The organism is Kitasatospora sp. NBC_00240 (assembly GCF_026342405.1).
Classification (GTDB): domain Bacteria; phylum Actinomycetota; class Actinomycetes; order Streptomycetales; family Streptomycetaceae; genus Kitasatospora.
Window position 1 is genome coordinate 861,173 of the sequence record NZ_JAPEMU010000001.1, and the last position, 18,865, is coordinate 880,037.

At 69.6% G+C, this 18,865-nt stretch carries 15 protein-coding genes; 7 read left to right on the forward strand and 8 right to left on the reverse strand.

The genetic code is table 11. The annotated features are described in order from the left end of the window. Positions 1 to 124: 124 nt before the first annotated feature. Both OG689_RS03640 and OG689_RS03645 read right to left on the reverse strand, forming a co-directional pair. Positions 125 to 1,174, reverse strand: a complete 1,050-nt coding sequence (locus OG689_RS03640) for a substrate-binding domain-containing protein (RefSeq protein ID WP_266317625.1) — start codon at positions 1,172 to 1,174, stop codon at positions 125 to 127. A 553-nt stretch (positions 1,175 to 1,727) separates the two neighbouring features. Next, positions 1,728 to 2,933: an ROK family protein gene (locus OG689_RS03645; protein ID WP_266317626.1), complete on the reverse strand. Its 1,206-nt coding sequence runs from the start codon at positions 2,931 to 2,933 to the stop codon at positions 1,728 to 1,730. Positions 2,934 to 3,181: 248 nt separating this feature from the next. On the opposite strand from OG689_RS03645, the gene OG689_RS03650 reads away from it, so the two are divergent. Beyond that, positions 3,182 to 4,582: a hypothetical protein gene (locus tag OG689_RS03650; RefSeq protein WP_266317631.1), complete on the forward strand. Its 1,401-nt coding sequence runs from the start codon at positions 3,182 to 3,184 to the stop codon at positions 4,580 to 4,582. A 333-nt stretch (positions 4,583 to 4,915) separates the two neighbouring features. Here the strand turns inward: OG689_RS03650 and OG689_RS03655 are convergent, their stop codons facing one another. Beyond that, positions 4,916 to 5,095 carry an ATP-binding protein gene (locus OG689_RS03655; RefSeq protein ID WP_323189248.1) on the reverse strand — a complete coding sequence of 60 codons (180 nt, stop codon included), beginning with the start codon at positions 5,093 to 5,095 and terminating at the stop codon, positions 4,916 to 4,918. A 49-nt stretch (positions 5,096 to 5,144) separates the two neighbouring features. Here OG689_RS03655 and OG689_RS45000 point away from each other — a divergent pair, with 49 nt between their 5' ends. Next, the gene (locus tag OG689_RS45000; protein WP_354536920.1) at positions 5,145 to 5,516 is read left to right on the forward strand and encodes an IS3 family transposase; all 372 of its coding nucleotides are present in this window, start codon (positions 5,145 to 5,147) and stop codon (positions 5,514 to 5,516) included. A 386-nt stretch (positions 5,517 to 5,902) separates the two neighbouring features. Here OG689_RS45000 and OG689_RS03660 read toward each other — a convergent pair whose 3' ends face one another. From OG689_RS03660 to OG689_RS03680, 5 genes are all read right to left on the reverse strand, one after another. After that, the gene (locus OG689_RS03660) at positions 5,903 to 6,250 is read right to left on the reverse strand and encodes a recombinase family protein (RefSeq protein ID WP_266317635.1); all 348 of its coding nucleotides are present in this window, start codon (positions 6,248 to 6,250) and stop codon (positions 5,903 to 5,905) included. A gap of 428 nt (positions 6,251 to 6,678) precedes the next feature. Further along, on the reverse strand, positions 6,679 to 8,721 hold the full coding sequence (locus tag OG689_RS03665) for a hypothetical protein (protein ID WP_266317639.1): 2,043 nt from the start codon (positions 8,719 to 8,721) through the stop codon (positions 6,679 to 6,681). Between the two features lie 506 nt (positions 8,722 to 9,227). Beyond that, positions 9,228 to 10,409 (reverse strand): mannose-6-phosphate isomerase, class I, encoded by a 1,182-nt coding sequence (manA, locus tag OG689_RS03670; protein ID WP_266317643.1) that lies wholly within the window; start codon positions 10,407 to 10,409, stop codon positions 9,228 to 9,230. A 158-nt stretch (positions 10,410 to 10,567) separates the two neighbouring features. Continuing rightward, a complete protein-coding gene (locus tag OG689_RS03675; RefSeq protein ID WP_266317649.1) occupies positions 10,568 to 11,470 on the reverse strand; it encodes an ROK family protein in 903 nt (300 codons plus the stop codon). Between the two features lie 2 nt (positions 11,471 to 11,472). Beyond that, positions 11,473 to 12,486: a LacI family DNA-binding transcriptional regulator gene (locus tag OG689_RS03680; RefSeq protein WP_266317655.1), complete on the reverse strand. Its 1,014-nt coding sequence runs from the start codon at positions 12,484 to 12,486 to the stop codon at positions 11,473 to 11,475. Positions 12,487 to 12,742: 256 nt separating this feature from the next. Between OG689_RS03680 and OG689_RS03685 the strand changes: the two genes are divergently transcribed. From OG689_RS03685 to OG689_RS03705, 5 genes are all read left to right on the forward strand, one after another. Further along, a complete protein-coding gene (locus OG689_RS03685) occupies positions 12,743 to 13,555 on the forward strand; it encodes an ATP-binding cassette domain-containing protein (RefSeq protein WP_323189372.1) in 813 nt (270 codons plus the stop codon). Further along, positions 13,552 to 14,604 (forward strand): ABC transporter permease, encoded by a 1,053-nt coding sequence (locus OG689_RS03690; RefSeq protein WP_266317665.1) that lies wholly within the window; start codon positions 13,552 to 13,554, stop codon positions 14,602 to 14,604. Before OG689_RS03685 ends, OG689_RS03690 begins: the two co-directional genes overlap by 4 nt. 116 nt (positions 14,605 to 14,720) lie before the next feature. Continuing rightward, positions 14,721 to 15,719 carry an ABC transporter substrate-binding protein gene (locus OG689_RS03695; RefSeq protein ID WP_266317669.1) on the forward strand — a complete coding sequence of 333 codons (999 nt, stop codon included), beginning with the start codon at positions 14,721 to 14,723 and terminating at the stop codon, positions 15,717 to 15,719. Positions 15,720 to 15,934: 215 nt separating this feature from the next. Continuing rightward, positions 15,935 to 17,371, forward strand: a complete 1,437-nt coding sequence (locus tag OG689_RS03700) for a hypothetical protein (RefSeq protein ID WP_266317675.1) — start codon at positions 15,935 to 15,937, stop codon at positions 17,369 to 17,371. A gap of 397 nt (positions 17,372 to 17,768) precedes the next feature. Then, positions 17,769 to 18,773, forward strand: coding sequence for an ABC transporter substrate-binding protein (locus OG689_RS03705; RefSeq protein WP_266317680.1), 1,005 nt, complete (start codon positions 17,769 to 17,771; stop codon positions 18,771 to 18,773). Positions 18,774 to 18,865 lie beyond the last annotated feature (92 nt).

Sequence of the window (18,865 nt, forward strand, 5' to 3'; positions counted from 1 at the left end):
CGCACCGTCGGGGTTGGCGCGGTCACGCAGTTCTGAGCGGGGGAGCCGCCCCGGCCCCTCAGGGAAGAGGGCCGGGGCGGCAGGGGCCGGCCCACGGGGACCAGGACCGGACGGTTCGGCTGCGTCAGCTGCAGGAGATGCCGGCGGACTTCCACGTGGTCGCGTCGACCATGGTGGTCGGCGCGAAGGCCTCCTTCGGGAAGTCCTTGCTGTTCTTGAGCTTGTCGTACATGGTCTGGACGGCGAGCGCGCCGACGTCCTTGCCGTTGATGAACAGGGCGGCCTTCATGCCGGAGGGCTTGCTGCCGCTCCAGTCCTTGCACGCCAGGTAGGCGCCGAGGCCGACACCGATCACGTTGTCGGTGCTCACGCCGGCGTTCTCCATGGCCGTGACGCCGCCCTGGACGTTCTCGTCGTTGCAACCCCAGACGACCCAGTGCTTGACGCCCGCGTTGGCCGTGACGGTGGCGGCGATCTTGTCCTGGGCACCCGTGGGGGTGTTGTCGGTGGCGACGTCGAGGTTCTTCACCTCGACGCCGGAGCCGGCGGCGAACGCCTCCTTGGCGGCGTTCACACGGTCGCCGCAGACGGTGACATCCTGCTTCCAGGCGGAGACGATCCGGGTGTCGGCCGGGTTCCATCCGGCCTTCTTGAACTCCTCGGCGGCACGCTTGCCCACCTCCGCGCCCATCTGCTGACCGGAGAAGCCGATCCGGGCGACGAGGTCGTCCTTGGGGCAGGAGGACGGGTCCGGGCCGGTCGCGCAGATCTGGTCGTCGGAGGTCAGCAGCGCGACCTTGCCCTCCTTGGCGGTCTGGACGACCTGCGGGCCGACCGCCGGGTCCGGCACCACGATGATGACGCCGTTGGCCTTCTGCGCGGCGGCCGACTGCACCTCGCTGACCGTCTTGTTCGCGTCGTTGCCCAGGTTGACGACCTTCAGGTCGATGCCGAGCTCGGCCGCCTTCGCCTTCGCGCCGGCCGCCTCGCCGACGAAGTACTCCTGGTCACCCTGCTTCTGCAGGTAGGTGATCGAGATCTTGCCGCTCACCGGCGCCGCCGCGGGAGCGTCGGACTTCACCGCCTCCTGCCCGGTGGAACAGGCCGAGGTCAGACCTAGGGCGAGCAGCAGGCCGGTCGCGGCGGCAGCACGGCTGTAGGCCACACGGAACATTGACAGATCCTTCGAGCATGCGCCAACGCCGGCGCGGAGGAGAGGGAAGGTGGCGGCCATCAGGTGCGACGACCAACTGCCACACGCTCCAGCACCTGGCGACCGGTCCCCGTCGCCCCCGTACGGAGCTGCGCTGCGCCCTGGACCAGTGTTGTCCGAGAGCCCGAAAGTGCGTGTACCGGAACGCTAGGCAGCATGATCCAGCCGGTCAACGGTCGGCGAGCGAATGACCGGGCAGATGAATTCACGGGCGGCTCATGGGGCGCACCACGTGGATGGAGGAGTGAGGCTGCGGCACAGACCGGCCCGGTTCACGTTTGCGCGGTTGGCCGATTTCGTGATCGCAGCACGCCGCCCAGAGCCAGGACCCGCTCGCCGACCTGATCCATGCCCAGCGCCTGGCGGTCGCGGTCGCCAAGTCCCGCAGCTACGACCCGGAGCGCCCGCGCACGTACACGGGGACGGCGACCGAGGTTGCCGAACGCCACGCTTGCTGACGATGTCGTGAAGTCCGCCGTTGCGGAGGAGCTGTCGCCCCGTGGCCCGTGGACGGTCAGAGCATGCCGACCAACCGATGCTCCGCGGTGTCCAGCGCCACCCGGATCGCGCCGAGTACGACGCCGTGTTCGCGGAGTTCGGAGGTACGGAGCTCGACCGGAACCAGCAGCATCTGCGCGAGTTCCGTGCGGACCGCGGCGAACAGCACCTCGCCCGCGCCCGACACGCCGCCGCCCACGACCACGCACCCGGGGTCGAACGCCAGCAGGTGCGTCGCCAGACCGCGGGCGAACCGGCGGGCCACGGTGCGCACCACCGCGACCGCCTGCTCGTCGCCGTTCGCCGCGGCCTCGAAGAGGACGGCCACGTCCCCGCCGGAGCGGATGGCTTCGTGCTGCGGCCCGGTGCAGCGTTCCGCGGCCAGTTCCAGGATCGCCCGGGCGCCGACCAGCCGCTCGAAAGGGCCCAGCCCTTCGACGAGAGGTGGCGGCTCGTCGTCCAACGGCGTGGCGAGGTCCACGAACCCGAGCTCACCCGCCGCCGAGGACGCCCCGCGATAGGGCTTGCCGTCAATGAGGCTGCCCGATCCGATGCGCTCCCCCCAGTGAACGTAAAGCAGGTTGTCCTCGGCCCGGCCACGCCAGCGCTCCGCCGCCACGGCCAGGTTGACGTCGTTGTCGATGAGCACCGAGCAGCGTAGCCAGTCCCGCAATTCGGCCAGCAGTGGCAGACCAGCCCAGCCGGGGATGCTCGGCGCGAGCACGACTTCACCGCGTTCGGCGTCGACCACGCCGGGCGTGCCCACGGTGACGGCCCACAGCGCGGTCGGCTCCACGCCGGCGTCCGCAGCGACGGCGGTCAGGGTCGTCCGGAGCAGGCCGGCCACCTGGGGGCCGGTCGCCCCAGGCGGGGTGGCCACACGCCGCTCGGCACACACGGTGCCCGCCAGGTCGGCGACCGTCACCAGGAGCTTGTGGGGGCCGATGTCGATGCCCGCCACGTGCCCGCATTCTGCGCGGAACCGAGCGCGCTGCGCGGGGCGGCCGACGCCGCTTTCCTCGGTGACCAGGAACTCCACCACTCCGGCGTCGGCCAGCGCAGCGAGCGCTCGGGACACCGCGGGCCTGGACAGGCGCGTGGTGGCGACGAGTGCCGACACCCGCGCGATCATTCCGTCGGCGGACCGCAGGGCATCGAGTACCGCGGTGGCGTTCATCCGCCGCAATACGTGCGGCCCCGTCGCCGTGGGCGCGATCGTCACTTCTCTGCCTGACCTATTGACATGTGGCCTAGACCACTCCACCCTATGCCCTACAAGTATCGAACGGTTCGATACTAATCGAATTCTTTGTCGCCGTGACGTCTCGACACCGGCACCGCAGATCCCCGCCGCGTCCGCCCGGTGAGCGCTCGCCCCGTTGGTCGACGAGCGCAGCAGAGTGCCGTCGCCCCGCCAGAGTAGGTCCCCCGCCGGCACGACGTCAGACACGTGCGCACTTGGAGCGTCCAATGAAGATCACAAAGCCTGTTCGGCATGTCGCCGCGCTCGTGACCAGCACCGTGATGGCAGCAGCGCTGCAGATCTCCACGGCGCATGGCGCCACCCCCGCGGACCAGGTCCAGCCGATCGCCTGGAGCACGTTCGGCACCTACTCGGCTGGCGATGCGGCAGGCCAGCGGGTCAAGAAGGTCCTGGCCGACGAATCCCGCTACCTGATCGGCCCGAACTACGCGGGCAAGTACACGTCCTACATGCCCGACGGCTACCTGAACCTCGGTGGAACCGATGAGGCGGCCGTCCGCTACCCCGCCATGACCGCGCTCTCGGTCTCCGCGGCGCTGAAGCTGGGCGCCTACAACCCGGTCGATCTGAGTGCGGCCAACGCCACCATCCGCGACGTGAACCTGATCCGCACCATCTCCGCCCGCCACAAGGCCAACAACACCGACAGCACCAGCGCCTGGGGGTACGGATGGCAGACCTCGCTGTGGGCCTACTACGACGGCATGGCCGCCTGGCTGATGTGGGACAAACTGTCGGCCACCGACCGCGACAGAGTCGTGAACATGCTGGTCGCCGAAGCCAACCGGTTCACCACCGGTAACGACGTCTACCTGATCGGCACCAGCGGCAGCCAGCTCTACATGACCCGCAAGGACGGGACCGTGGTCAGCGCCGGCGACAGCAAGGTCGAGGAGAACCAGTGGAGCGCCGCTCTGCTGGGCCTCACCACGGCCATAATGCCCAACCACCCTCAAGCCGCCGGCTGGAAGGCCCGCCACGCGCAACTCCTGGTGGCCGCCACCGCCGGTCCGGCCGACCTGACCGACACATCCACCGTCGACGGCATCAAGCTGTCCACCTGGCTGCAGGGCAGCAACATCGGCGATGACGGCACCGTCATCAACCACGGCATCGTGCACCCGATCTACATGATCCTGGACCAGGGCCTCGACGAGGCCGCCTCGGCGGGACTGGCGAACACCTGCGCACCCGTCGCCGCCAAGCGCAACATCGACTCCGTCTACGACGCCCTCGTCGACAAGAAGTACCCGACCTCCAGCGGTGGCACGAAGACCATCTACCAGCCCGGGTCCGCCAACATCTTCTACCCCCAGGGCAACGACTGGGGCACCACCTTCGCCGGATACTTCGGCGGCTTCGACAACCTGGTCTCCCTCTACGGCGTCGACAACCTGGCCACCACCAAGGCCGCGACCTGGGCTGAGCTGCACGACAACGCCCAGATCGCCCTGCAGGCCAGGTACACCGACGGCCACACCTATGCCTCCAGCGCCGAAAACAGCTACGGCGGGAGGGAACAGCGCATCGGCGTCATCTACGGCCTCAGCTACCTCAGCCTCTGGCTGAACAAGAACAGCGTCGGGAACAAGACCTGCTGGTCGTGAGCTTGGACGCCCTACGCCACCACCAACTCGGGCACCGAACATCGGACCTACACCTGCAGGGTCGGTACCGCGCGCCTGACGGACGGGCTCGTGGCAGGCCCAGGGCTGGAGGACAACGCGAGCAGGCGGGCGGATGCCGCGGACGATCTGCGGAGGCCGGAAAGCAAAGGGACGCGGATCGCGGCAGCTGCCCAACGGCTGCGGAGCTGGCGGGGGGCGGTGTCAGCGAGCCGGACGACACCGCCCCCCGCCAGCGCGGTACGGACAATGTCGGCAACGGCTGACAACGGGCCGCTCTGATCGGTTCAATCGGGAGCCGTTGTGCAGTCTTGTTCAGTCGTTGTTGGTGGTCGGGGTGCGGCCGAGTTCGCGGCCGCGCATGCGGTAGGACTCGGCTTTGAGGGAGTGGACCTCGGCGTGGTGGACGAGTCGGTCGATCAGGGCGGCTGCGACGGTCTCGTCGCCGAAGGACTCCCGTGCGAGCTGCCGGAGGTCTCCCGGGCCGCCTTCCACGCCCGCCGAACCCGCCGCTCCAGGCCCTCGCACGGTCCGCGACGCGGAACTGACCGGGAAGATCACCGAGGTCCACGAGACCTCGCGGGGCGGCTACGGCGCCCCGCGCGTCCATGCCCTACTCGGGCGCGGCGGCGACCGGTGCGCGCGAGGCCGCACGGCACGGCTCTTGCGCCAGGCCGGCCTGCAGGGCCGACACCGCAGACGAGCACAGCGCACCACGATCCCCGACCCGCGCGCAGCCGCCCGTCCGGACCTGGTCGAGCGGGACTTCCGGCCCGACCCGGCGGCCGTCGACACACGCTGGTTCGGCAACATCACCTGCATCCGACCGACCGGGGCCGGCTCTACCTGGCCGCCGTCATCGACGTCGCCTCGCGCCGCGTCGCCGGCCGGGCCACCGCAGCCACCTGCGGACTGAACTCGTGGCCGACGTCCTGCGGGCCGCCTGCCGCACCGGAAGACCCTCCGGTCCGGTGGTGTTCCATTCGGATCGCGGGCGCCCAGTACATCAGTCCCGCGATATTCGAGTGGACCGAAGCCCGGTACAACAGACGCATACTGCACAGCAGCCTCGGCTGCCGCACTCCCGCCGAGTAGGAGACCGCACTCGCAGCCTGACCACCACACCGAAGGTGTCCGTCAAAGCGGATCAAGCTCACCTCGGACTCCTTCGCGCCACACCATGAACCTCAGTGGGCCCCAACTTCTCGCTGAAATACGTGTCGAACGAGTTCATGAACGAAGGACCTGTGGCAACCGCCGTGGGGCCGGCCGCCGGCGGATCAGCGATGCGATGCGTCACGGTCACTCCGTGGCGGAGAGTTCCAGAATTACGCAGCCAGCCGCCCTGATCTCCTCGACGACCGCACGGGCCTCTCGCCCGGCGTCGGCGAAGACGAAGGATCCGGGGACGAGCAGGGTCCGGAAAATCCCTGCGGAGATGAGGTGGAGAAGGCCGGACAGCGCCGGCTTCTCGTCCCGCCCCAGGTGGTCGTCATCCTCGAAGAATGTCGGCCGGGGCAGTCCGTGCCGCTCTGCGAGTCGGGCCAGATCACTCCGACAGGTCAGCATCAGCTCCGGGTCAGCCGGGCACAGGCGTAGGTAGGCAGCGACGGGACGCGGCGAGGGCCGCACATTGGCGTAGGAGGACATGCGCTTTTCTCCACGGGCCGGGACCACCTCGGGTCCACGGGCGCTTTCCTGGTGACGCTCGGCAAGCGGTCTGCGCGGTCGCGCGCGAGGTACGACTGATTGCCGCGGTCGGTCGGTCGTGCAGGATACCGATTGAACACGATCGTCCAATGACAATCAACCATCCAGCGATTCGATCAGATGTGATCGTCGTTGCCGCTTGGCACCACCGGCGGCCGGAACACCGCACCCGAGTGATTGACATCCTCTCTCGCATCCAGGTTTGGCAACGACCCTCAGCAGCCGCGCCAGGCCACCGCCCTGCCGCTCACCCGGCTCCTGCACGGACAAGTACGCCGTCGGCGCCATTCCTCACCGGGACCGACGGCCAAGCACCGAGGCCCGCACTCAGATTCGTGCGGGCCTCAGGCTGCTTCAGCTACGAGGGGTCAGGTCGCCTTGATGGCGAAGACCCGCACGTTGGGCGCGTTCGGCAGGGTGATCGACGCCAGGGTCTTTCCTGCCGTGATCGGTACCGACCTGGTGTAGAGGCAGTATCCGGTGCCCGTGTTCTCCAGGCCGCTGGTGCCGTTGCGTCCGAACACCTTGAACGCGACCGTCGCGGGGTAGGTCGGCGCGCTCGCGCAGCTCCAGCTGGGGAAACCCCAGGTCGCTGTGGAGGACGTGCCGTCGGTGTAGTTGAGGCGGATCGTTCCACCGGCTTCGCCGATGCCCGAGGCGCCGAGGAAGTTGACCGCCGATCCGGTGTAGCTGTAGTCGATCGTCTGGCCGACCGGCTTGACGGAGTCGAACTGGCCGGAGGTGGTGTTCGGCCAGGTGTAGTTGACGCCGCCGGCCGTGACGGCCTGTCCGGCCTTGACGCCGATCGCGGTTCCGTCGGGCAGCTGGGAGTAGTTGGCCAGCCGGTCCGAGGACAGGGTGCTGCCGCTCGCGTCCCAGCTTCCCGCGGTCGGTGCGTCGCCGTCGGTGATCGCCGTGGCGTTGCGGGCGGTCGAGCCGTTGAGGCCGAAGTTCCAGCCGCTGTACGCGGCGGTGTTGGCGGCCTTCAAGCGGTACATGACCGCTGTCCCCGCCGGTACGGTGACGCTGAAGTTGCCGCTCGCGTCGACGGAGGTGATGTCGGGTCCGACGATGGACGTGAGCGTGAACGCCTTCGCGGCAGTCCCGACCACCGATCCGCTCGTCGTCGCGGTGACCGGCGCGGTGGCCGAACGGTTCATGATCGCGACCGCGTAGTCGCCGTTGCTCAACGGCCTGGCGAACACGTCGTACCCGCTGCCCTGGGCGACCCGCTTCGCCGGCGTGGCCAGCGAGTCCTGCCCCACCGCGATGAGGTCGGGCTTGTTCATGAGGGCGGCCTGCGTGGACGAGATGGCGCCGCTGAAATTGGAGTTGTTGCGGATCATCGCGACCATGTGGCTGTTCTGCATGGCCCACATCACGTAGCCGCCGAGCTTGTTGTCGGTCGTGAGGGTCGTGTCGTCGAAGTACAGCCGGTCGGCGTCGAGGAAGTGGCCCTGCTTGCCGTACGGGCGCAGCTGCTCGACCATGTCGACGAGCGAGACGGCACCCGCCCAGCTCGTCCCGCCGACATCGCCGCCGATGCGGTAGGCCTGGCCGGCAGGCACGATGCTGTTCAGCATGCGCTGGAACAGCGGTGTGTTGTAGGTGTCGTTCTTCCAGTTCGCGTAGGCCGGCGCGGAGAGGTTCATCACGATGGACCGGCGCTTGCTGGGGTCGGCGTCGGTCTTGATCGCGTTGATCGCGGTCGCCGCCCGGCGCGCCGACTCGATGGCGGTGTCGATCTCGGCGTCGGTGTCGAGGATGGTGTAGCCGGACTTGTTGGTGGTGTTCGGCTCGCCGCAGTAGTCGACCTTGACGTAGTCGGCACCGACGCTCGCGAAGAACCGGAAGTCCTGGTCGAAGTGGTCGTAGCTTCCGGGCGAGGCCGTGCTGCGCCCCCCGGAGTCGCACATGTACTTGCCGCCGCTGGTGTAGACGCCGAAGAACAGTCCCTTGCTGTGCAGGTAGTCGCCGACGTCCTTCAGGCCGTTGGGGTACTTGATCGGCGACGGGATGAGGTTGCCGGTGGTGGTGTCGCGTCCGTTCGTACAGTTCGGCACGACCGTGGCGTTGGCGTCCCAGTCGGTGCAGTCGGCCCGCACGGCCCAGGTGTCGTCGAACGAGACGGTGTTCCAGCCCGCGCCGGCGAGGCCGGTGGCGGCGGCGTCGTCGGCCGTCTTCTTCATGCTGGCGGCCGTCGTCCTGTTCCACGACTCCGAGCGGAGGATCATCCGCGGCGTCTTGGCGTAGGAGTGGTCGACGTTGACCGTGTCGCTCGGGACGGTTCGCGACAGTGCGCCGGCCGGTTGCGCGGTGGTCGTCACGGCGATGGTGGTGAGAGTCGCCGTCATGGCGAGGAAGGCGGCGGCTCTGCGGTGGGCACGGTGACCCGGGCGGGAGAGGTCCATGCGGAACTCCTTGATTTCTCCAGGGGAGATGCCATACGCACTCCCCTGAATGGGGTTCGTGGGAGATCGGCCGGCTGATGCGACATACCGCGCATCTCGGCGGCCTGGAAGGACGGGTGCTGGCTCCCCCCGACAGACCTCGACTCGAGCCGATTCCTACCGCCAGTCCGATGCGCAGAACTCTAGGATCGGCCGTTACCGTGGGCAACACGCACGGTGCACATGAATTCCATATGACCGGCGCACGTCTCGACGGCAACGGAGTCGTGGCAGTGTTCTTCCGGCGTGACGGAATGGCCTTCCGGCGCGCGCCGGAGGGCCCTGCTCGTGCCCGTAAGCGGAGGGTAATCGCTCATTGAGCCTTCGGCCCTTCTCGCGGACCGGTGACGGCATTCGGCCGGGCATTCCGGTAGCGGGCCCGGTGAGCGAGATCGTGCCCGGCATTCCGGCTGGGTGGTCTCGATCGAGCTGCCCGTGTGCGCGACCGGTTGCCCGGTGTGGAACCGTCAGAGCGTGGCCTGTGTGCGGTCTGCGGTGCCTGGTGCGGCGTGGTGGGCGACGCCCTCCCCACTCAGTACGGCGGGACCGCCGTCGTGGGGGAGGAAGGCGGCGAGGCCCGGGGTGAGGGTGGTCACGGCGTCGCCCCTGCGTACGGTGATGGTGCCCTCGGTGCAGAGGACGACGCCGGGTCCGGGCCGCCGGAGGACGGCCGGCCCGCGAGATGGCGGCCGCAGCCGGGTGAGGCGGAACTCCGGTGCGGGGGCGATGTAGGTCTCGCCATGGTCGCCGATGGGCGTGGGACGGATCGGCTCCGGCCGGGTGGCGTTGAAGTCGGTGACGGAGAGCAGTTCGGGCACGTTGACGTTCTTGGGGGTGAGGCCGCCGCGCAGGACGTTGTCGGACGCGGCCATGATCTCGACACCGGTGCCGTACAGGTAGGCGTGCAAGGTGCGGCCTGGGAGGTAGAGGGCCTGGCCGGGTGCCAGCTCCACCAGGTTGAGCAGCATCGAGGTGATGACACCCGTGTCGTCCGGGTATGCGCGGGCGAGCCTCGCGGTCCAGGTGGCGCGAAGGTCGGTACGGTCCGTACACGCGGCGAGGACCTCGGAGACCAGGGTGGCCCGTTCGTCCTCTGGCCAGGTCAGCAGGGCGGTGACGGTGCTGCGGAGGTCGCCGGCTCGCAGGTGGTCGACCACGTCGTGGAGAGCGCCGATGCCGAGTGAGTCGAGCAGCGCGGCGGACTGAGCCGGGTCGGCGAACCCGCACAGGGCGGTGAACGGCGTGAGCGCGCAGATCAGCTCCGGCTTGGGTTGGTCGTCATGGTAGGAGCGGTTCGGGTCGTCGGGTGCGAGGCCGGCGGCCTGCTCGGCCGCGTATCCGGTGGCGGCCTGTTCGGCGTCCGGATGCACCTGCAGGGAGAGGGGCTGCTCGACCGCCAGGAGCTTGAGGAGGAAGGGCAGGCGTCGCCAGCCGGGGCCAAGCACTGTGACCGGGTCGGAGTCGATGAGGTCGAGGAGCGTCATACCGGCACCGTCCCCGATGAGGGAGGGGGCGGTGGGGTGGGCGCCGATCCAGAGCTCGGCCTCCGGTTCCGCGCTGGGGGCGGGGCGGCCCTGGAGTTCGGCAAGTGTGGTGCGTGATCCCCAGGCGTAGGTACGGATGGGGTTCTGGAGGTGGTAGAGCGTCATGGGCGCTTCCCTGGGGTGCGGGGAGGCTCGCGAAGCCGTTCGAGGCGGCCGGAGCGGAGGAAACGGAAGCCGCGTGCGGTGGTCCTGCGATCGGCAGGGCCCGGAGAGCGCCGTTGCTCGTCCTTCGGCTCGTGGGGTGTGCGGGTGGGCCCGGTCGGTCAGGGCGTCATGGCGTGGCGGGCGGCGCCGATGAGGCCCGAGTGACGCCCGAGTTCGGCGCGGACGATCCGCAGCTCGCGGATGTCGGCGCTGTCGTCGCGGATGACTGCCGCGCGGAGGGGGCCGAGGAGGACCTCGCCGGCCGCGGAGACACCTCCGGCGATGACGACGCGGTCGAGGTCGAGGAGGATCGCGCTGGTGATGATGCCGCCGGCGAGGAACTCGGCGCCGCGGCGGAAGGCCGCGACGGCGGTGGCGTCGCCGGTTGCGGCGGCGGCGGCGAGTTCCGGGGTGCTGTGGCCGGTCCAGCCGTTGGCGCGGGCCCAGCGGAGCATGGCCGGCCCGCTGGCCCCGGTCTCGATGCAGCCGGTCCGGCCGCAGGCGCAGTGTTCGCCCACCGGGTCGGCGGTGATGTGGCCGATGAACCCCGCGTTGCCGGCAGCGCCGGAGACCGGCCGGCCGTCGAGGACGAGGCCGCCGCCGATGCCGGTGGAGACGACGATGCCCAGCAGTGCACTGCTGCCTGCTCCCGCGCCGCGCCAGTGTTCGCCGAGTGCGGCGGCGGTGGAGTCGTGGATCAGACGCGGTGGCGGTCCGCCGACCGCCTCGGCGATGGCGTCGACGACGGGGAACTCGCGCCAGGCCGGGATGTTGACCGGGCTGATGGTGCCGCGGGCGGTGTCGATCGGGCCGGCCGAGGCGACGCCGATCCCGGCCGGCGGCGTTGTCGCGCAGACGTCGGCGACCAGTTCGGTGAGCGCGCGGGTGACGAGGTGTTCGGGCTCGGACGAGGGGGTGGGGACCTCACGTTGGCGGACCACCTGGCCGCTGCCGGTGACGATCGCGGCGGCGAGTTTGGTGCCGCCGATGTCGACAGCGAGGTAGTGGTCGTCTGAGGCCATGGTCAGCTTCCTTGTGCGTAGGGCCCGGGGATCTCGCCGGAACCGCGCGGGATCAGAGTGGTGGGCATGACGATGGTGCGGGGCGGGGAGGTGTCCCCGTGGATGCGGCCGAACAGCAGGTGGGCGGCGGTCGTGCCGATGGCGACCGGGTCCTGGGCGATGACGGTGACCGGTGGGGTCATCCTCGCGGCGAGGGTGAAGTCGTCGAAGCTGATGAACGCGATGTGCGGGGGCAGCACCGCGAGGACGCCGATGGCGACGATGTCGTTGCTGGCCAGGACCGCCGTGGGGGGTTCGGAGGCGGAGAGGATCTCGGTGACGGCGGCGCCGGCGTCGGGGCCGGACCGCAGCCCGTGCCGGACGAGGGCCGGGTCGGCTTCGATGCCGGCGGCCTCCAGCGCGGCCAGGTAGCCCCGGTAGCGCTCGGCGACCGCCCAGATCTCCTGCCGGTCACCCAGGTAGCCGATCCGCCGGTGGCCGTTGGCGACGAGCTGCCGGACGGCGTTCTGCACGGCCTCGAAGTTGTCGACCACGACCGTGTCCACATCCAGGCCGGGAGCGGCGCGGTCCACGCAGACGACCTTCGTGCCCTGCTCGATCGTGGAGCGCAGGAACCGGTGGCTGCCCGCGACCGGGGTGAGGATCAGACCGTCGATCCGGCGGGCTGTGAAGGCCGCGACGACCTCGTGTTCCCGCCGCAGGTCATCGCGGCTGGATCCGATGAGGACCACACTGTCGCGCTGCCGGGCGACATCCTCGGCGGCTGACGCGATGGCCGCCATGAAGGGGTCGGCCACGTGATCGACCATCAGGCCGATGGTCTGGCTGAGCTGGTCGGTGCGGCGTAGCTGGCGGGCCACGTCGTCGCGGTGGTAGCCGAGCCTGCGGACGGCTTCCTCGACACGCGCGGCGGTTGCGGGGGCGACGCCGGGGTCGCCGTTGACGACCCGGGAGACCGTCATCACTCCGACGCCAGCCTCGGCGGCGACGTCCTTCATCGTGGGCCGGCTGGCCATGCTACTGACCTCCCCTTCGTTTCTCTTCACTGTTTCGATAACGTTACCATCTCGATTATTTCGGCAACGTTACCAAGTCCACAGCGGAAGGCCTGGCAACCCCACGCCCGCCTGCCGAATGCGCCAACTGTGCAGCAAGAGCCCCTGGTGGTCAATGTGAACAGATCCGGACCGGACCTCTTGACAGTCGCTTCCAAGCCGTCTCAGAATCATCGGGCTGGTAACGATACCAAGAAGAAGGCGCAACATGGCCTCTATAAACGAACCGCTGCTCGAAGCGCGGGGCGTGGTCAAGCAATTCGGCCACGTGCAGGCGCTCCAGGGCGCCGATTTCAAGGCGTACGCCGGTGAGGTGGTCGCCCTGATCGGCGACAACGGAGCCGGCAAGTCCACTCTGGTCAACGTCCTGTCGGGGGTGATCGCCCCGGACGCCGGCGAGGTCCTGCTGGAGGGCAGGCCGGTGCAGTTCGCCGGTCCGGCCGACGCACAGCGCCGGGGTGTGGAGACGGTCTACCAGGACCTGTCGATGGCACCGGACCTGGACGCGGCCGCCAACCTCTACCTCGGCCGGGAGATCGTCCGCGGTGGGCTGCTGGGCCGGTTGGGGGTGCTGGACCGGGCCGCGATGCGGCGTGAGGCGGTCGGTGCGTTCGCCGAGCTCGGGGTGACGCTGAAGGACGTCAGCGCGCCGGTGGCGACGCTCTCGGGCGGGCAGCGGCAGTCGGTGGCGGTGGCCCGCGCGGTGGCCTTCGCCGACAAGGTCATCTTCATGGACGAGCCGACGGCCGCCTTGGGCGTGGTCCAGCGGGCGAAGGTCCTGGAGACCGTCCGCCGGGTCGCGGACCGCGGCATCTGCGTGGTGCTGATCAGCCACAACATGCCGGAGGTGCTGGCGGTGTCCGACCGGATCGAGGTGCTCAGGCTGGGCCGGCGGGTCGCGTCGCTCAAGGCGACCGACACCAGCATCGAGGGGCTGGTCGGTGCCATGACCGGCTCGCTGGACCGCGACCTGGAGACGTTCGCGGCCACCGGCGCCACCGGCGCACGGAACACGGAGGAAGACCGATGACCGCCACCGCACAGCAGACCGGGCAGCCGTCCGCCGAAGCCCCGGAGCGGGTCCGACCGAGCGGGGTGCCGCCCTGGCTGCGCCGGCTGGCCGCGGTCAACGAACTGTGGACGTTCCTGATCCTGGTGGCCCTGGTCGCGTTCTTCACCATCGCTGCACCGGGCACGTTCTTCACGGCCTACGACCTCACCCAGATCGCCGTCAACGCAGCCATCTACCTGGTGCTCGGCGTCGGCATGACCTACGTGATCATCACCGCGGGCATCGACCTGTCGATCGGCTCCGTCCTGGTGCTGGCCGCCGTGGCGGCCGGGGAGTACAACATCCACCACGGCGGCCCGGACGCGGACTGGACGACGGTCGGGATCTGCGTCCTGATCGCGGTCGCGGTCGGTACCGCCTGGGGCGCCCTGCAGGGGGCGCTGATCGCGACCGGCAAGGTCCCGCCGCTCATCGTCACCCTGGGCGGTCTGGGCGCCGCGCTCGGCTTGGCCGAGCTCGCCACCGGAGGGCAGGACCCGGCCGGCGCCGCCGCGTCGAACCTGCAGAACAGCCTCGGCTACGGCAAGGTCCTCGGCATCCCGTGGCTGGTGATCCTCGCCGCCGCCGTCACCCTCGTCTTCGGCCTGGTCCTGGCCGGCACCCGCTTCGGCAACCACACCCTGGCGATCGGCTCCAACCCGGCCGCCGTCCAGCGCGCGGGCATCCGGGTCGGTCGGCACCTGGTCAAGGTGTACGCGCTGATGGGCCTGCTGGCCGGCCTCGGCGCGGTGATGTGGCTGGCCTCCTACGGCACCACCTCCATCGCCGGCCACTCCACCGACAACCTCAAGGTGATCACCGCGGTGGTGCTCGGCGGCACCAGCCTCTTCGGAGGCCGCGGCTCCGTCCTCGGCACCGTGATCGGTGTGTTCATCCCCGCCGTGCTCACCACCGGCCTGATCGTGATCGGCGTCCAGCAGTACTGGCAGGACGTGGCTGTCGGCGTCGTCCTGGTCGCCGCCGTCTTCATCGACCAGATGCGCCGCAAGACCCGCGACCGCAAGTAACCCACCACCACCGCGCAGAGCGCGAGAAGAACGGCGGCCTTCGGGCCGGCGGCCCCGCTGTCAGGGCGGGGATCCCCCACGGCGCCCCGCGCGCACGACCTAGGAGAACACCCACCATGTCCATCATCCGTAGCAAGCGCGCACTGTTCGTAGCCGCCGGCGCCGCCCTCGCCCTCACCACCACTGCCGCCTGCAGCTCCACCGGTTCCGGCGGCGGAGCCTCCACCGCGGCCGGCGGCCCCAAGAAGGTCACCCTGATCACCGGTGTGAAGAGCGACCCCTTCTACATCACCATGGCCTGCGCCGCGCAGGCCGAGGCCAAGGCCAAGGGCCTGGACTTCACCGCCGACGGCTCCGCCCAGTGGGACGTCTCCGTCCAACGCCCCCTGATCGACTCGGTCGCCGCCTCACGCCCCGACGGCCTCCTGGTCTCGCCGGTCGACGTCAGCGCCCTCACCCCCTCGCTCAAGCAGATCCAGTCCTCCGGCACCAAGATCGGCCTGGTCGACACCTCCGTCACCGACCCGTCGATCGGCATCACCCGAATCTCCTCCGACAACGAGGAGGGCGGCAAGGTCGCCGCCAAGGCCCTGGCCAAGGAGATGGGCGAGAAAGGCTCGGCCATCGTGATCAGCGTCAAGCCGGGCATCTCCACCACCGACGCCCGGATCAAGGGCTTCACCGAAGAGATGGCCAACCACCCCGCAATCACCCTCCTGCCCACCCTCTACGACAACGACCAGCCGGCCACCGCCGCCTCACAGATCCAGTCGACCCTGGCCGCCCACCCCGACCTCGGCGGCGTCTTCGCCGGCAACACCAACACCGGCCAGGGCATCGCCGCCGGCCTCCAGCAGGCCGGCAAGCAGGGCACCGTGAAGGTCGCCGCCTTCGACGCCGAACCCGACGAGATCGCCGCACTCAAAGCCGGCACCCTCCAGGTCCTGGTCGCCCAGGACCCCGCATCGATCGGCACCCAGGCCATCGACCAGCTCGCCGCCGCCTTCGACGGCAAGCCCGTCCAGAAGCAGATCGGCACCACCATGGTCGCCATCACCAAGGACAACATGGACGACCCCCAGGTCATCAAGTACGCCTACAAGTCCGACTGCTGACCCGTCCCCACAGCGTCCGGGTGGGCCCGTCCTCCCCTGCCCCGAGCGCCCGGACACCCCTCCCGTGACCGCGGCTCTCGATCAAAAGGGCAGCTCGCGGCCGCAGCTGTGAACCCGGACGTGGCCGCTTCGCACTCCGGGTACGCGGCTCCCCGGCTCCGTCGGCAAGCCGCGTACCCGGAACCTCGGTCTCTTCTCCCCCCGGAAGGTCCACGATGAACAGGATCCGTACTGCCGCCGTCGCGCTCGTGACGGCCTTCTCCGCGCTGGCTCTGCCGGCCGGCGCCGCGACCCCGGCCTTCGCGGCGAGCACCGCCGTGACGCCGATCAACATGGCGAGCTTCACCACCACCCACCCGAACGACGGCGACTCCGTGCGCCTGCGCGCCATCCTGCGCAACACCAACCGCTACGCGCTGACCACCTGGTACGACACCGTCAAGAACTACGACGCCCAGAGCGGCGCCTACCTCGACTTCGGCGGCACCGGCGAGAACAACATCCGCCCCTCCGCCGCGGAGACCGTCGGCCTGGCCGTCTCCCTCAAGCTCGGCGTCTACCAGACCGGCAACAACAGCAACCCCAGCCCCACGACCGCCGACGCCAAGGCCAAGACCATTCGCCTGATCAGCTCGCTGGCCGAGCGGCACCTCGCCAACACCGCCGGCGGCTGGGGCAACGGCTGGCAGACCGCGCACTGGGCCGCCATGGCCGGACTCGCCGGCTGGCTCATGTGGGACGACCTCTCCACGACCGACCGGGAACTGGTCCGCAAGATGGTCGAGTCCGAGGCCAACCGTTTCAACAACTACACCGTGCCCTACTACCGCACCGCGACCGGCACGTTCGTCACCCCCGGCGACACCAAGGCCGAGGAGAACGCCTGGAACGCCCAGATCCTCCAGGTCGCCACCGCCATGATGCCCGACCACGCCAACTACGCCACCTGGATGCGCAAGAGCATCGAACTCGAAGTCTCCGCGTCCGCCCGGCCGCAGGACCTCACCAACAGCACCGTCGTCAACGGCAAGGCGGTGTCCTCCTGGATCAAGGGCTCCAACGTCAACAGCGACGGCACGGTGGTCAACCACAGCATCGTCCACCCGGACTACATGGAGTCCATCGCCTTCAACGCCACCTCCGGACTCACCTACTCGCTCGCCCGCAAGGCCACCCCCCAGGCCGCGCTGTTCAACGCGGACGTCGTCTACGACGGCCTGGTCGACCTGAACTTCACCGCCGGCCAGAACCCCTACAGCGCAGACCCCACCATGACCCACACCAACGCCACGCCCGGCGGCACCATCTACAAGACCGGCAGCAGCGACGTCTACTACCCCAACGGCAACGACTGGGGACTGCAGCGGCGCATGCAGTTCGCCACCCTCGACGTCTTCGCCGACGCCTTCGGCTTCGACGACCTCGCCAGCCGGAAGGGCGCCTACTGGGAGGGCTACCACGAGCAGAAGGTCCTCGACATGCAGAACCGCTACACCGACGGACACACCTACGCCGGCAACTACAACGACGCCAACTCCGAGGACACTTACGCCGGCCGCGAGGAATGGGTCGCCCACCACGCCGGCTGGGCCTACCTCGCCCGCTGGCTCAAGTTCCAGGGCGCCATCACGATGACCAACCAGGCCTACTGACCAGGTCGCGGACGCGGGGATAAGGTCGCGGGGCCTGATCCTCGCTCGCAGGACCACCAGAATCCTGCCCGGAGCCGCTGAGGGTCGGCTCCGGGCAGGTACGTCCCAGGTCGGTCGGCGAGCGGTCGCCCCGGCGCCGGTCGCCCGCCCGAGCCCACTCCGCGCTATCGAGCTCCATGACCCCGCAACCGGCGGTCCTGATCCTGCCGAACATCACATGGACCTCGCTCCGGCCGTTCGCGAAGACGCAGGTCCCCGGGATGAGTACCGCCTGGAAGATGCCCCACCGCGACGAGGTCGAGGAGACCGGTAGGCCGTCGACCGTCGGCGCCACCGCTCCCACCCACCTGCCAGCCAGAGAGGCGACCGAGTGCACGACAAGCGAGGAGAACACGCCATGTGGAGCCTTCGGAGCAGACGCAGGCTGATCGCCGCCGTCGGCGCCGTACTGGCCTTGGCCCCCACCGCCTGCTCGGCGGCGACCGGTGGGGGCAGGCCGACGCTGAACATCGGCAATGCGGCCCACAAGAGGATCGCGCTGATCACCGGTGTGAAGAGCGATCCCTTCTACATCACCATGGCATGTGCCGCCGAGGCCGAGGCCAGAACACTGGACATGAACCTCTCCGTGTACGGCTCCGAACAGTGGGACGCGTCCGCGCAGCGCGCGGTGATCGACTCGGTCGGTGCGTCCCGGCCGGACGGCCTGCTGATCTCGCCGGTCGACGGCGACGCGCTCACCCCGTCGCTCAGGCAGCTCCAGGCCGCCGGGACCAAGATCGGTCTGGTCGACACCACGGTCAACGACCCCTCCGTCGGAATCACCCGCGCTTCCTCCGACAACGAGGCCGGCGGGGTCCTCGCGGCCCTGGCGGTGGCCAAGCAGATGGGCGACCAGGGCTCGGTCCTGGTGATCAGCGTCAAGCCGGGCGTCACCACCACCGATGCCCGGATCAAGGGCTTCAACGAGGAGATGGCTGCCCACCACCCCCGCATCACGGTCCTGCCCACGCTGTACGACAACGACCAGCCGGCCACCGCTGCCGCACAGGTGCAGTCGACGCTGGCCGCCCACCCCGACCTGCGCGGCGTGTTCGCCGGCAACACCAACACCGGCCGGGGCATCGCCACCGGCCTGAAGCAGGTCGGTAAGCAGGGCGTCGTCAAGGTTGTGGGCTTCGACGCAGAGCCCGACGAGATCGCCGCGCTCAGGGCCGGCACCATCCAGGTCCTGGTCGCCCAGGACCCGGCCGCGATCGGCACCCAGGCCGTCGACCAGCTCGCCGCCGCGTTCGAGGGAAGACCGGTGCTCAAGGAGATCGACACCGCCATGGCCGCCATCGCCAAGGACGACCTCGACAACCCCAGGTTCGCCAAGTACCTCTATCGGACCGGTTGCTGATCCCTTGACCGGCGCGGGCGGTTACGCCGGTCCCCAGCCGAGGACTTGGCCTCCGTAGCCGCGGCGGCCGGGACCCGCAGCCGGGTGAGGCC